Origin of the sequence: Paenarthrobacter sp. NPDC089988, assembly GCF_044748465.1 — a bacterium.
GTDB lineage: Bacteria > Actinomycetota > Actinomycetes > Actinomycetales > Micrococcaceae > Arthrobacter.
The window spans coordinates 33845-47939 of record NZ_JBIVGD010000001.1 but is presented as its reverse complement, the minus strand read 5'-3'; the positions used below and the strand labels follow the sequence as shown (position 1 = coordinate 47939).

The window sequence follows — 14095 nt, the reverse complement described above, 5'->3', positions numbered from 1 at the left end:
CCATTCTAGGGCGGCTCGCACTAGAGTGAATTCGTGAGTAGAGCCACGTCTTGGGATCACCCCGCAACTTCCTTGTATACAGACCACTATGAACTGACCATGCTGCAGGCTGCCCTGCATTCGGGTGCCGCGCACCGCCGTTCCGTGTTCGAGGCTTTCGCCCGGAGGTTGCCGGATGGCCGCCGTTACGGCGTGGTGGGCGGGACGGGTCGCCTGCTGGAGGGCATCGCCGATTTCACGTTCGGCGAAGCCGAGCTGGAGTACCTGGCCCGGAACAAAGTGGTCAACCAGGAAACCCTGGACTACCTCGCCAACTACAAATTCAATGGCGACATCTGGGGCTACGCCGAAGGCGATGCCTACTTCCCCAACTCCCCCATCCTCATTGTCGAGTCCACCTTCGCCGAGGCCTGCATCCTCGAGACGTACATCCTGTCCGTCCTGAACCACGACAGCGCCATAGCCTCCGCCGCCTCGAGGATGACCTCAGCGGCCGGGAACCGCCCGTGCATCGAGATGGGTTCCCGGCGCACCCAGGAGGAATCGGCGACGGCGGCCGCCCGCGCCGCCGTCATTGCCGGCTTTGCCAGCACCTCCAACCTTGAGGCCGGCCGCCGCTACGGCATCAAGACCGTCGGCACGGCCGCCCATTCCTTCACCCTCCTCCACGACACTGAACGCGAAGCCTTCGAGGCACAGATTGCCGCTTTCGGGCCTGAAACCTCGCTGCTGGTGGATACCTACGACGTCGAAGCCGCGGTACGCACCGCCGTCGAACTCGCCGGCAACAAGCTCGGCGCTGTCCGCCTGGACTCCGGCGACCTCATCGCCCAGGCGCAGTGGGTCCGCCAACTGCTCGATGACCTCGGCAATGTGGACACCCGGATCGTGGTGACCTCCGACCTCGACGAGTTCGCGATCGCTGCCCTTCAGTCGGCCCCGGTGGATTCCTACGGGGTGGGCACCTCGCTGGTCACGGGTTCCGGTGCGCCTACGGCCAGCATGGTCTACAAGCTGGTGAGCCGGACCAACGATTCCGGCGAGTTCATCTCGGTGGCCAAGGCGGCCAAGAACAAGGCCAGCGTGGGTGGACGCAAATACGCCCTGCGGAAGCTCAACGAACGCGGCAGGGCCACCCACGAGGTCGTGGGAATCGGCCACCGGCCCGAGGACGACGGGAACGACCGATCCCTCCTCCAGCACTTCATCAAGAACGGCGAACTCCTGCCCGGCTGGACCGGCCCGGAAGGCGTCATCCGCGCCAAGGAACGCCACGCCGCCAGCATGGCCGAACTGCCCGCCGTCGTGAACCGCCTGCAGCGCGGCGAAGCAGCGATCCCTACCATCTACGAGGAGGACTGATGGCCAAGGCCCTGATCATCGTCGACGTCCAGAACGACTTCTGCGAAGGCGGAACACTCGCCGTCGAAGGCGGGGCAGCCGTTGCCGGCGCCATCAGCGAGTACCTGGACGCCAACCAGCAGCACTTCGACCACGTGGTGGCAACGCAGGACTGGCACATCGAACCGGGCAGCCACTTCTCGGACGAGCCGGACATGGTGGACTCGTGGCCGCCACACTGCCGGGCACGGACCAAGGGCGCCGAACTGCACCAGGACCTGGACCCCGAATACATCGAGGCGTACTTCCGGAAGGGACAGTACACGGCCGCCTATTCCGGGTTCGAAGGCGTGCTGGCACCGGAGGACGACGTTCCTTCCGGCGATCTGAAGGCAGGCACCACCGTTGCGGAAGTCCTCGACGAGGACGCGATCGGCCTTGACGACTGGCTGCAAGGCCACGACGTCGAAGAAGTGGTGGTGGTGGGCCTCGCCACTGATTACTGCGTCAAGGCGACCGCCCTTGACGCCGTGCAGGCCGGCTATGCCACCACGGTGATCGCGGAGTTGACGGCAGGAATATCGGACGACCTCGATGAGGCCTTCGATGACATGGAATCGGCCGGCGTCGAAGTGGAGCGCGGCTAGTTACGTCCGGACTGCAGTACATTACGGCCGCAGGACATCCCGACTGACGACGAAGGGCGCCGCTGATGCGGCGCCCTTCGTTTGCCACCGGTCACTTACGGCCGATGAACCAATCCTGCAGCTTGCGCAAGCGCGCTTGGAGCTGCTCTTCGTTGGCCTGCGCGACGGCCGGGCCGCCACACACTTCGCGGAGCTTGGTATGCACCACTCCGTGTGGTGTCCCGGTCCGCGCAGACCAGGCCGAGACATTCTTGGCCAGCTCGTTGCGCAGGTCCATGAGCATGCGGTGGTCCGGTATGGCCGGGGCGGACTCCGCTGCGGGAGCCTGGCGCTTCTTGCGGGACTGCTGTTCATGCTGCCGTTGCCGCAGCAGCGTTCCCACCTGCTCGGCGTCCAGCAAACCCGGAATGCCCAGGAAGTCGAGCTCGTCATCGGAGCCGATGTCGGCTCCCGTGCCGAACTCGCCGCCGTCGAACAGCACTCGGTCAAAGGAGGCCTGGGAATCCAAGGCTTCGAACTTGCCCTTGGTGAGCTCGTCGGAGGCTTTGTCCTCGCGGTTGGCCTCCGCCATGAGGTTCTCTTCGGGGCTGAAGAGCCCGTCGTCGTCCTTTTCGGGGCGGTCCAGGGCATGGTCGCGTTCGGCTTCCATGGTGTTGGCCAGGCCCATGAGCGGCGGCACGGACGGCAGGAAGACCGACGCCGTCTCTCCCCTTTTTCGGGCACGCACGAAGCGCCCCACGGCCTGGGCGAAGAACAACGGGGTGGACGTCGATGTTGCGTACACACCCACCGAGAGCCGGGGGACGTCCACGCCTTCGGACACCATGCGGACTGCCACCATCCAGCGCTTGTCCCCGGCCGAGAATTCCTCGATCTTGCTGGAGGCCTTCGAGTCGTCCGAGAGGATCACCGTGGGCGATTCCCCGGTGATCTTCTTCAGCTGGCCCGCGTAGGCCCGGGCGTCCTCGTGGTCGGTTGCGATAACCAGCGCGCCGGCATCAGGAACCGTGCGACGCACTTCGCTCAGGCGCTTGTCCGCAGCCGCAAGGACAGCCGGAATCCATTCGCCGGCAGGATTGAGCGCCGTCCGCCACGCCTGCGACGTGATGTCCTTCGTGACTGCGGCTTCCCCCAGGGAAGCCGCCATCTCGTCGCCTGCGCTGGTCCGCCAGCGCATCTGGCCCGAATAGGCCATGAACAGGACCGGCCGCACCACGTGGTCGCGGAGGGCGTTGCCGTAGCCGTACGTGTAGTCGGCTTTGGAGCGTCGGATGCCGTCCCGGTCCTCGGCGTACTCGACGAACGGAATCGGCGAGGTGTCCGAACGGAACGGGGTACCCGTGAGTGACAGGCGGCGCGCAGCCGGGTCGAAGGCCTCGCGAAGGCCATCACCCCAGGACAGTGCCTCGCCACCGTGGTGGATCTCATCGAGGATCACCAGAGTCCGGGCCGCTTCGGTCTTGGCGCGGTGCAGCATCGGCTTGCTCGCTACCTGGGCGTACGTCACTGCTACGCCGACGAACCCGCGGCCGTGCTGTCCGTCGGAGTTCTTGAAGTTGGGGTCGATCGCGATGCCCACGCGCGCCGCGGCGTCTGCCCACTGGCGCTTCAAGTGGTCTGTGGGCGCAACGATGGTGACCCTGTTGACCACGCCCGTGTCCAGGAGGGTGGTGGCGATCCGGAGCGCAAAAGTGGTCTTGCCTGCGCCGGGGGTTGCTACCGCCAGGAAGTCCTTGGGACCACGGCTCATATAGAGGTCAAGGGCCTCCTGCTGCCAGGCACGGAGCTTGGGAGCAGTTCCCCAAGCCGCCCGTTCCGGGTACGCCGGAGGCAGGGAGGGGCCACCAAAAAGTGTTTCCGTCATGTGGGCCTGTGTAGTCTTCCCACTCACTACTTGGAGTTGCCCGGGCCGTCGCCGTTCCCGCCGTCGTTCCCCGGACGGAGGCCATCGTAGATTTCCTTGCATTCCGGGCAAACAGGGAACTTCTGCGGATCCCTGCCCGGTGTCCAGACCTTTCCGCACAAAGCAATGACGGGCTCGCCGGTCATTGCCGATTCCATGATCTTTTCCTTGCGGACATAGTGCGCAAACCGCTCGCTGTCGCCGGGCTCCACTTCCTGGCGCGTTTCCTCGCGCTCAATGGTGGCCGTGGACGTTCCGGCTCCGGAAAGCTCGCGCATGGGGTCGTTTTCGAATGGATCCGGAGGAAGCGTAGTCATGGCATCCATCTTACCGTCTAGAGGCCTTGCCACTCCGGCTTGTTGTCGTAGGTGTGGCGGTAGTAGTCGGCCAACTTCAGCGAAGAAGCGGCCGCTTCGTCCACCAGGATGGTGGCATGCGGGTGCATCTGGAGCACCGATGCCGCACAGATCGCGGCCACGGGACCCTCCACGAAATCCCGGACCGCCTGGGCCTTCTGCGCACCCGTGGCCACCAGGATCACGTGCTTCGCGTCCATGATGGTGCCCAGGCCCTGCGTGACCACGTGGTGGGGAACGTCGTCGATGCTGTCGAAGAACCTGGCGTTGTCCTTGCGCGTCTGCTCGATCAACGTCTTGATGCGCGTGCGCGAGGCCAGCGAGGATCCGGGTTCATTGAAGCCGATGTGCCCGTCGGTGCCTACGCCCAGGATCTGGAGGTCCACGCCGCCGACGCCCCTGATCGCCTCCTCGTAGGCCTGGCATGCGGCCTCCAGGTCCGCCGCGGCCCCGTCCGGACCATGGACATTTTCCGGCTTGATGTTGACCCTGTTGGTGAATTCCCGCCGGATCACTTCGCGGTACGACTCCGGGTGGCCCGCAGCCAAGCCAACGTACTCGTCCAAGGCAAAGCCGTGCGCTTCGCTGAAGTCCAGTCCGCCTGCCTCGTAGCGACGCGCCAGTTCGTCGTAGATCGGCAAGGGCGAGGACCCTGTAGCCAATCCGAGTACGGCAGTCGGTTTGCGCCGGACGAGCGCCTCGATGGCATCGGCTGCCAGGGCACCGATCTGCTTGGCGCCCGGGAGGATGACAACTTCCATTGTCACGGCCTTTCTACGATGAAGGTTTCTGTTTGAGTCGAGGATATCCCATGTCCCACAACCGCGGTTGGGTGTTACGTCGTCACTTGTTCACGCTCAGCTGGGCAAACAGCTCCGGACCGCGGGCGTCCAGCCACTTTCCACCCAGGCGTACGCCCACCACCAGGAGCACGGCACCCAGCAATGGTCCCACGGCGAGGTTGATCCAGCCTGCCTCCGGCCCGCCGCTGACCATTTGCACAACCACCAGGGCCAGTTCGGGCAGGAGCAGGAGCGCCAGCGCCCCCATGCCGATGCCCTGGACGGCCAAGGTCTGGGCAACATTCCCCGGTGGCTTCTTGAACGGGCTGTCACCGGGCAGCGGAACGGCAACGTTGTAGCGCGCCGAAATGACCGAAGCCAAGCCCAGTCCCGTAAACAACGTCCCCAGGGACAGGCCCAGGAGATTGGGAAGCCAGGCCCACTCCCCCGTGATCACCAGCGGCCCAACGGTAAAGACCAGCACCACCGGCAGCGAGATGACAAGGCAGGCCATGGCACGGCCAAGCCGGTCGTCCACCCCACGGACGCCCGAGGCCAGGTGCAGGGCGAACGCCGTGTTGTCGTAGGAGACATCCGCCGAGATCGACCAGGCCATCATGAAGGCAGTGAGCGGTCCCAGCACCATAAGGAGCCCGTAACTTCCGGACTGGCTGCCGCCAAAGAAGAAAATCACCGGAAGCAAAGGGATCACCACCAACGAACCGGCGTAGCGGGGATCCTTCAGCCAGTAGATCAATGCCCTGGCGGCAACGGCACCTGCGGGAGTTCCGGGCAGCACACCGAACAAGCCCAGCTTGCCACCCTTCCGGGTGGGGCCGCCCGAGTACGCGGGCGTCACCAGGGCGCGCTGCAACAGGACGTGCCAACACCACAGGAGGACACCGATGGTGGCCACGGCAATGAGGGCCTTGAGGCCGGCAGCGCCCGGATTGCCCGCGGCCAGCTCGCCGCCCAGCGACCATGCAGCTCCGAGTGGGGTCCAGGAAACAGTCCGGGCCAGTACCGGAAGATAGTCGGCGCTCCCCCGGATGCCGTCAACGATTCCCACCATGATCGGCCCCAGGAGTACCAAGGGAACGAAGACCACGATGCTGCTGACGTCCTTGAAGCGACGCGAGGAAGCCAGCCCGGCCGTAGCGGTGGTAACAACCTTGGACAGCACCACGCAGGTCACCGCACCAAGGATTGCCCCCACCAAGGCACCTGCCGCTGCAGGAACGCTCCGCCACCAGGTGCCGACGGTTCCCAACGCGGCCAGCAAGGTTGCCAGCACGGGAATCCCGATGAAGCCAGCCAGTGCCAGGCCTGCCAGCAGTTGCCGCGGCGGGATCGCGAACGTAGTGAACCGCGCAGGATCGAGCGTCATGTCCCCCGCCGAGGCAACCAGGGGTATGACACCCCATCCGATGATGGTTGCCGCCCCGCCCAGAACCACCACTGTGTGGGCGATTGCGGGGTCGGCCCAGCGGAGCGCCACCAACCCGCCCACCAGCAAGCTGAGCATGCCGAGTGCATAGAGCAGCCCCAGGCCAATGCCCACCAACTGCCAGGGACTGCGTTTGAAGCCATTGAGGAGCAGGAACCACTTGAGCCTTAGAAGGTGCGCAACCATTCGAGCCCCTCTGTCCGGTGGCCGCCGCCCACCAACTGCACAAAGCGCTCTTCGAGGGTGGAGCCTGCCCGGACCTCTTCCACGGAACCGGCAGCCAGGACGCGCCCGCCCGCCACCACGGCCACGTGGCTGCACATGCGTTGTACAAGGTCCATGACATGGCTCGAAACAATCACCGTTCCCCCGGAGGAAACATAGCCCTCCAGGATCCCCCGGATATTGGCTGCGGAAACAGGATCCACAGACTCAAAGGGCTCATCCAGCACAAGGAGGCGCGGCGCGTGGATCAGCGCCGACGCCAGGGCGATCTTCTTGGTCATGCCGGCTGAGTAGTCGACTACCAGCGAGCCCGCGTCAGCCTGGAGGTCGAAAGCCACCAGCAACTCCGAGACCCGGGACAGGACCACGTCGCGGTCCATCCCCCGGAGCAGTCCGGCATACGTGACCAACTGCTCCCCGGTCAGCCTGTCGAACAAGCGCACGCCGTCGGGCAGCACGCCCATCAGTTTTTTTGCTTCGAGGGGACGGGACCACACGTCCACTCCGTGCACGGTTGCGGTTCCGAAGTCCGGCCTCAGCAAACCCGTTGCCATGGACAGGGTGGTGGTCTTGCCGGCGCCGTTCGGGCCCACCATTCCGTAGAACGAACCGGCCGGCACATCCAGGCTCACGCCGTCGACGGCGATCTTCTCGCCAAAGCGCTTGGCGAGGCCCCGGATGGCCAAAGCCGGGATGGCCTGGCCGCTCGCAGGATCCGGTGGTTGTGCCGGCGGAACGGGCACCTGGGGCAGGTGGGATGACTGGGGGTTGGCCTGATGGTCTGGTTCCGTCATGGCAACAGCCTAGCCTTGCCGGGGCACGCCCGCGGTGGTCCCTAGAAACCGTGGCGTGGGACAGCCCGCTCGTACTGCGGTACCCAGGGAAGATCGTGGCCCAATTCGTACGCCGCCCGGAGCCACCAGTGCGGATCACGCAAGGCTGCCCGCGCCATGAACACAGCATCGGCACGACCATTGGCCACAATGTCCTCGGCCTGGGCCGGGCTGGTCAGGAGGCCGACAGCTCCGGTGGGGACACCGGCGTCGTGCTTGACCCGTTCGGCGAAACCGGCCTGGTAGCCAGGCGCCGCCTGGATGGCCTGGTGGGCCACGGCACCGCCGCTCGAGACGTCCACCAGGTCCACGCCCCGCTCCGCCGCGGCGCGCGCCAGCCTTACGGATGCCTCAACGTCCACTCCGCCGTCCGCCCAATCGCAAGCGGAAATGCGCAGCAGCAGCGGCATGGAATCCGGAATGGCGTTGCGCACGGCATCCACGACTTCCAGCATGAGGCGGTTGCGTCCGGCTTCATTACCGCCCCAATTGTCCGTCCGTGTGTTGATCAACGGGCTTTGGAACTGGTGCAACAGGTAGCCGTGGGCGCCGTGGATCTCCACGACGTCAAAGCCTGCCGCAACAGCCCGTCCTGCAGCCGCCGCGAAGTCCTGGATCACCGCGAGGATGTCCGTTTCGGACATGGCCGCCGGAGAGGCATAACCGTCAAAAGGTGACGTGGTGGGCCCAACCGTCTGCCACCCGCCGTCGGACGCCCGAACGGAGCCGGACTGCCCGGAAAACGGCCAGTAAGTGGATGCTTTGCGTCCGGCGTGAGCCAGCTGCGCGCCGATCCTGCAGTCCACCGCACCATGGCGGTGGACAAAATCCACCACGCGCTCCCAACCGGCTGCCTGCGCCTCCGAATACATGCCGGCGTCCCGTGGGCTGATCCGTCCGGCGGCGTTAACGGCGGCTGCCTCGGTCATGATGAGGGCGGCACCACCGGCGGCAAAGGACCCGAGGTGCATCAAATGCCAGTCGTTGGGCACGCCCTCGCCGGTCTCCGGGAGGCAGCTGTACTGGCACATCGGCGATACCCAACCCCTGTGCGGAATGGTGAGCGAGCGCAGGTGAAGCGGGCTGAACAGCGCTGACGGCACTAGAAGAGGACCCTCGCCAGCCCCTGGCGGGCCTTGGCAACACGCTCGTCGGACGTGCCTACTACCTCGAACAGTTCAAGGAGCCGCACACGGGCCGCTTCCCGCTCCGGGCCAAAGTTCCGGCCAATGAAGGAAATGATGCGGTTGAAGCCGTCTTCGATGTGTCCTCCGGAGACATCCAGGTCAGCGACGCCCAGCTGGGCATCCACATTGTCCGGTTCCTGGGCAGCCAACTGCCGCAGGCTGTCGGCCTCCGGTGCGGAGAGCTTCTCCAGCCGGGCCATCAGTTCCACTTGCGCCAATCCTGCCTTGGCATCGGCGTCGGCCGGCTGCTCGAGGAGGGCTTGTTTGTAGGCCGCCGCTGCTCCGGCATAATCACCGGACTCGATGGCGTCAATCGCCGCCTGGTGAAGCGGGGGCAGCGGGGCGGGTTCGGTGTCGCCAGCCTGCAGGGTGTCGCCAATGCTTCCGGTCACTCCGTTGGCAGCGGCCACCTGGAGGAGTTCCTCCACGAGGCTGCGGATCTGCGCGTCGTCGGCGGGGCCTTGGAAGAGGGGCACTGGTTGGCCCTTGACCACGGCTACGGCCGTAGGCACGGCCTGGACCTGGAAGGCCTGGGCCAGCTGCGGGAACGAGTCGACGTCGGCGGCGGCGAGGACGAGGCGGCCAGCGAAGCCCTCAACAACCCGCTGCGCGGCATCAAGGACGCCCGGAGACTCGGCTGCGTAGCGGGACCAGAGAAGGAACAGGACCGGGATCTGCGCCGACAATTGGACGAGGTCCTGGAAGTTGCTTTCCGTAGCATCCACGCGCAGCGAAGGGCTGCCCGCTTCCGGGCCACCGGAGGCTGCCGGATCACCAGCCGACGCGGCCGGTGGCGACTGTGGCGGAGCCGGTGGGCGGCGCAACGACGAGAGGTCGACGGCGCCGCGAAGGTTGAGCTGGCTGGCAGCGGCTGGAGTGGGTCGGTATCCGGGCGAACTCATACCGTCCACTCTAGCCGCTGCCCTGCCTGGGCAACGCGCTACTTGAAGCTGGCACCCACCAGGCCGCGGGTTGCGGCCACGAGCTTCATGGGATCCGAAGAACCTGCCGGCGGGATGTAGACCGCCACCGATTCGGCAAAGTTGAGCGACATACCCGTGGTGGTTTCCTTGCCACCGGCAAACACGGCCGAATCGTCTTCAAGGATCAGCTTGTCACCGGAGGCCTTGGGCGTTCCCTCGAAGGCGAAATCGAGGCGGCCAACCACCAGCGCACCACCGTCGGCAGTGTGCAGTACCACGGTCTGGTTGGTCACCGGGGTGTGCGCGAACTTGAAGTTGGCGCTGGTGCCGTTCTTGACCGTGTCCGCCTGGTAGGCCAGGGCGCCGGCGATGTACGGCGAGGACTGGCCATCGGCGAGCTTGCTGCGGTTCGGGGAATCCGGTGTAGTGAGCATTTCACCGAGGATGCTCAACGCTTCGTTGCCGCTGTAGGCCAAGCCGGTCTTGTCGTCCGCGGCCACGGGAGCCGTGCCGTCACGGGGAACCGGGAAGGACGGGAAGTTGGTACCCGGCTGCAGCGGAGCGGTGCCCCACAGTTTGTAGTTCTCGCGCGGCGAGAGCTGGACCAGCGTCAGGATCTGCGGGACCACGTTGCCATCACCCTGGGTCAGGGCGAACACCGTGCGAGGCCAGTCGCGCTTGGTGCTGATCACGCTGCTTTGGAGCTTGGTGGCACGCACCGGCATCCGGGCATCGTAGGCGGATACGGCAGTCCGGATCTTGTAGTTGGCGGTACGGACCTGCAGTTCCATCTTGTCCACGCGCGGAGCGAGCTTTGCGGCGTCCTTGGCGGCGTCTGCCGCATCCACGGTGCTGGCTACCTGCTCCAGGACACGCTGCAGCTGGGACTCGAGGAGCACCGGCGTTCCGCCCTTTTCCGCAGACGCGGACGGGCTCGTGTTGCTGCTGTTGGACTCCGGCGCCGGCGTGGCCTGTGCCGCCACCGCGGTACCGCCAACCAACGCGGCAACCAAGGCTGCGGCGATGGCGGAGATGCGCAAGGTTGAACCCTCGGCGCCCGGGGCGCGTCGACCGGCGTCGCCGGCGGACGGCTGTACAGGCAGCGCAGAAGTTTCTCCGCCACCCTGCGGACCCCCATCCCCGCCGTCCTTGCGGCGGTTGCCGAGTGCCTTGGCGACGAACGGCAGGGCTGCGCCAACCAGGATGATGATGATGCCCAGCACGATGAGCGGAATGGCCCATGGCGTGGTTGCGTCGTTGGGGAACGTCATGGAAATCGACGACGGCGCCGGCTTGGTTCCGTCGCTGGCTACCAGCAGGGACCATTCGCCACTGGCGGGCGGGTTCCACGTGTAGTCCAGCTCGCCGCTGCCGTCTTCGGTGTTGACCCAGAGGTCGGAACCGGCCGGAGCCGGCGCAGTTGGCTCACCATCGGTGGTGGAAACTTCCAGCGCCTTCTGGTCCTGGGAAACACCGGTGAGGGTATTGTGGGCAGTCTTGCCGACCCAGGCGTTGACGTCGTCCGGGCGTCCCGTGGCGACGACGAAGTTGCCTTCGCCCTGGATCTTGATCTTCACCGGACCCTCGTGGAGGGCGATCAACTTCTGGTCGATCACCGTCAACGGGGCAGCTTTAGTGTCACTGGGGACCGAGGCCGTCACGGTCTCGGCGGGGGCCCAGAAAGTCAGCTGGCCAATGCCGGCCAGCATCGTCAGCAGGCCCAGCAGCACCAGCAAGGCTGCAGTCTTCAAACGCACAGGATCACCTATCATCAGCGGTCGTTGAACTTCAAGGGTAACCGTTTTGTTATCAAAGAGTCAGATCGGCGGACCTGTCATGACACGCCCGAAACCCCGCCGTGGTGCCGCCAAAGGGCCATGACAGGGTGCTGATAGTGTGGCGATGATCATGCTATTGGGGGCGAAAACCACCTGTATCCAGAGTGTCACATCCCGGTAGAGACAGTGCGAGAACAACCAGAAGGCAGCAAAACCGCGTGAAAGACCACTTGGAACCCAGCACCAACGACGAGTCCGGCTCGCCCGCGGTGGATGCCCCGTCCGACGGGACCTCCGTGACGGTTCCGGTCCGCACCGGCCGGCTCGCAGCTGTGGCCAGGCGCCTTCGGCAACCCATTCCCGGCGCCAGGATGCGCGTCCGCTTCGAAATGCCCCCAGAGGACGAGTCCGAGGTGACCGTCAAGGGCGCCTCCGGGGACGAGGCCCACGATTTCGGATCACCCGGCCCCAGAATGTCTTCCCAACACCCCTTGTACGTCGGTTTCATGGGCACCGCCGGAGTGGGGGTCGCCCTGCTGGTGTTCTACATCGCCAGCAACACCAGCCAACTCCTGCTGTGGATTCTGACCGCACTGTTCATCGCCCTCGGCCTGGACCCCGTGGTTCGCTGGCTTGAGTCCCGGAAAATCCCCCGCCCGGCCGGCATCCTGGTTTCCGTGTCGGTACTGGTCCTCGCCGTCGCAGGATTCTTCGCCACCTTGATCCCCACCATCGTCAATCAGGTCTCGGACATCGTGCGTCAGGCACCTGACTGGATCCGGGACTTCCTCAATTCCGATTTCTTCCGGAACGTGGACAGCCAGTTCGGCCTCCGGGACCGGATCACCCAGGAGTTGGACAAGTTCGGGCAGAACTCCGAGGCCGTCGGAGGCATCTTCGGCGGAGTAGTTGGCTTCGGTTCCTCAGTGGCCAACGGACTGTTCGGCACGTTGATCGTGCTGGTCCTCAGCCTTTACTTCCTCGCGGCCCTGCCTTCCATGAAGAAGTGGGCCTACCGCTTGGCTCCGCGTTCCCGCAGGCCGCGCGTCGAGGCTCTCTCCGAGGCCATTACGGATTCTGTGGGCAACTACGTGATCGGCCAGGCCTGCGTTGCACTCCTGAACGCGGTCTTCGCCTTCATCGTTATGACCATCCTGGGCGTGCCGTTCAGCGTCCTGCTCGCCTTCGTGGTGGCCCTGCTAGCCTTCATCCCCTTGGTGGGCGGCATGATCGCGGCAATCGTCGTGATCCTGGTGGCCCTCACCGCAGGCTGGCAGACAGCCCTCATCTACGCGATCGCCTACTTCGCCTACCTGCAGTTCGAGGCCTACTTCATTTCGCCGCGCATCATGCAGCGGGCAGTGGCCGTACCGGGCGCGGTGGCCGTAATTTCAGTGATCGCGGGCGGCAGCCTCCTGGGTGTCCTCGGTGCACTCATCGCCATTCCCACGGCAGCGGCCATCATGCTGCTGATCAAGGAAGTCTTCATCGTCCGCCAGGACAGGCACTAGCCGACCACAGCCGGACTAGCCGTTGGCCACCGGCCCCGCCCAGACGCGTGGCAGGCCGTCCACGCCGGCACCCGCTTCCGTGACGTCGTCGACGATTTCATCCAGGACCCGCGCGGCGTACTTTTCGCCCACCCACAGGTGCTTGGCACCATCCACCCCTACCAGCCGGGCCTGCGGGACCAAGCTGAAGCGGGCGGCGGCCTCGGCGGGCTGGAGGTAGTCGTCGTGCTCGGGGACGAGCACGGTCAGCGGTTTGCCGGAGGCGGCCCACTCCTTGAGGTGCACATCAGTGGCGCGGTGCAGCGGCGGCGAAAGGAGGACGGCTCCCTCCACCTGCGAAGCAACGGGTTCAACGGCTCCGTACATGAGGGCCAGTTCGGTGCCGAAGGACCAGCCCACCAGCCAACGGTTGGGCAGGCCGCGGTCCACGGCGAACCGGGCGGCCGCCTCGACGTCGTACCGCTCGCCAATGCCTTCCTCGAAGTGGCCTTCGCTGGTTCCGCGCGGCGATGCAGTACCGCGGGTATTGAAGCGCAGCACGGCCACCCTGGCCAGCGCCGGCAGCCGGTAGGAAGCCTTGCGGTAGACGTGTGAATCCATGAACCCGCCGTGGGTAGGCAGGGGGTGGAGCATGATGAGCGTCGCGGCCACGTCACCGGACTCCGGAAGGGCCAGCTCGCCCACCAATACCTTGCCGTCCTCCGTGGTGAACTCCACGTTTTCGCGACGGGCAGGCAACACGGTGGAGGCCCGGATCTCCGATGGAGCATCCTGGGGCACGAAAACGAGCGTGGCGGGATCGAAAGTCATGCCTTCAAGCCTAAGCGACTCAGCGGTAGCGGTACGTCCGTGATGTCCAGCAGTTGGTGTGCCAGTGGCGGCGTTCGGCCAGCCCCGCTGCCTCGCCGAAAAGGTGGCTGTCAGACCACACCACCAAGTGGGCGATCCCGGGCATGATGGCCGTCGAACAACCCGGGCAAATGTACTGCTTCTCCGCTTTCCGGGCGGTCATGGTGCGGACCATCCAGTCCCCGTCCGGGGCACTCTCCCGGCGGGCAATGCCGGCACGGGACCGTTCCAGATCCAACTCCGGGACAGCCTCGGCCCACTTGTTGGAACGCGCTGCGGACGCGTTTCGGCGGGGACGGTTGGAGCGGGGCAT

General features: G+C 65.6%; 13 protein-coding genes. 3 read left to right on the top strand and 10 right to left on the bottom strand.

Annotated features, from left to right (window positions below; genetic code table 11):
• The first annotated feature begins 33 nt into the window (after positions 1-33).
• Together ACIPV6_RS00225 and ACIPV6_RS00220 are read left to right on the top strand one after the other, a co-directional pair.
• Positions 34-1362: a nicotinate phosphoribosyltransferase gene (locus tag ACIPV6_RS00225; protein WP_400269008.1), complete on the top strand. Its 1329-nt coding sequence runs from the start codon at positions 34-36 to the stop codon at positions 1360-1362.
• Positions 1362-1988, top strand: coding sequence for an isochorismatase family protein (locus ACIPV6_RS00220; RefSeq protein ID WP_400269007.1), 627 nt, complete (start codon positions 1362-1364; stop codon positions 1986-1988). The genes ACIPV6_RS00225 and ACIPV6_RS00220 overlap by 1 nt, the downstream gene beginning before the upstream one ends.
• 91 nt (positions 1989-2079) lie before the next feature.
• On the opposite strand, the gene ACIPV6_RS00215 is transcribed toward ACIPV6_RS00220, so the two are convergent.
• The 8 genes from ACIPV6_RS00215 to ACIPV6_RS00180 all read right to left on the bottom strand — a co-directional run bounded on the left by ACIPV6_RS00215 (position 2080) and on the right by ACIPV6_RS00180 (position 11416).
• Positions 2080-3852 carry a DEAD/DEAH box helicase gene (locus tag ACIPV6_RS00215; RefSeq protein WP_400269006.1) on the bottom strand — a complete coding sequence of 591 codons (1773 nt, stop codon included), beginning with the start codon at positions 3850-3852 and terminating at the stop codon, positions 2080-2082.
• A 26-nt stretch (positions 3853-3878) separates the two neighbouring features.
• Positions 3879-4217, bottom strand: coding sequence for a DUF3039 domain-containing protein (locus tag ACIPV6_RS00210; protein ID WP_397322430.1), 339 nt, complete (start codon positions 4215-4217; stop codon positions 3879-3881).
• Positions 4218-4225: 8 nt separating this feature from the next.
• A complete protein-coding gene (gene nagB / locus ACIPV6_RS00205; protein ID WP_400269005.1) occupies positions 4226-5008 on the bottom strand; it encodes a glucosamine-6-phosphate deaminase in 783 nt (260 codons plus the stop codon).
• An 82-nt stretch (positions 5009-5090) separates the two neighbouring features.
• Positions 5091-6662 carry a transporter gene (locus ACIPV6_RS00200; protein ID WP_400269004.1) on the bottom strand — a complete coding sequence of 524 codons (1572 nt, stop codon included), beginning with the start codon at positions 6660-6662 and terminating at the stop codon, positions 5091-5093.
• A complete protein-coding gene (locus ACIPV6_RS00195; RefSeq protein ID WP_400269003.1) occupies positions 6644-7495 on the bottom strand; it encodes an ABC transporter ATP-binding protein in 852 nt (283 codons plus the stop codon). The genes ACIPV6_RS00200 and ACIPV6_RS00195 overlap by 19 nt, the downstream gene beginning before the upstream one ends.
• A gap of 41 nt (positions 7496-7536) precedes the next feature.
• Positions 7537-8637 carry an NADH:flavin oxidoreductase/NADH oxidase gene (locus ACIPV6_RS00190; protein WP_400269002.1) on the bottom strand — a complete coding sequence of 367 codons (1101 nt, stop codon included), beginning with the start codon at positions 8635-8637 and terminating at the stop codon, positions 7537-7539.
• Positions 8637-9623 carry a co-chaperone YbbN gene (locus ACIPV6_RS00185; protein ID WP_400269001.1) on the bottom strand — a complete coding sequence of 329 codons (987 nt, stop codon included), beginning with the start codon at positions 9621-9623 and terminating at the stop codon, positions 8637-8639. The genes ACIPV6_RS00190 and ACIPV6_RS00185 overlap by 1 nt, the downstream gene beginning before the upstream one ends.
• Positions 9624-9661: 38 nt before the next feature.
• Positions 9662-11416, bottom strand: coding sequence for a hypothetical protein (locus ACIPV6_RS00180; protein ID WP_400269000.1), 1755 nt, complete (start codon positions 11414-11416; stop codon positions 9662-9664).
• A gap of 224 nt (positions 11417-11640) precedes the next feature.
• Between ACIPV6_RS00180 and ACIPV6_RS00175 the strand changes: the two genes are divergently transcribed.
• Positions 11641-12933 (top strand): AI-2E family transporter, encoded by a 1293-nt coding sequence (locus ACIPV6_RS00175; RefSeq protein ID WP_400268999.1) that lies wholly within the window; start codon positions 11641-11643, stop codon positions 12931-12933.
• 15 nt (positions 12934-12948) lie between these two features.
• Here ACIPV6_RS00175 and ACIPV6_RS00170 read toward each other — a convergent pair whose 3' ends face one another.
• Both ACIPV6_RS00170 and ACIPV6_RS00165 read right to left on the bottom strand, forming a co-directional pair.
• A complete protein-coding gene (locus tag ACIPV6_RS00170; RefSeq protein ID WP_400268998.1) occupies positions 12949-13743 on the bottom strand; it encodes an alpha/beta hydrolase in 795 nt (264 codons plus the stop codon).
• Positions 13744-13762: 19 nt separating this feature from the next.
• Positions 13763-14095, bottom strand: a complete 333-nt coding sequence (locus ACIPV6_RS00165; RefSeq protein WP_397322418.1) for an ATP/GTP-binding protein — start codon at positions 14093-14095, stop codon at positions 13763-13765.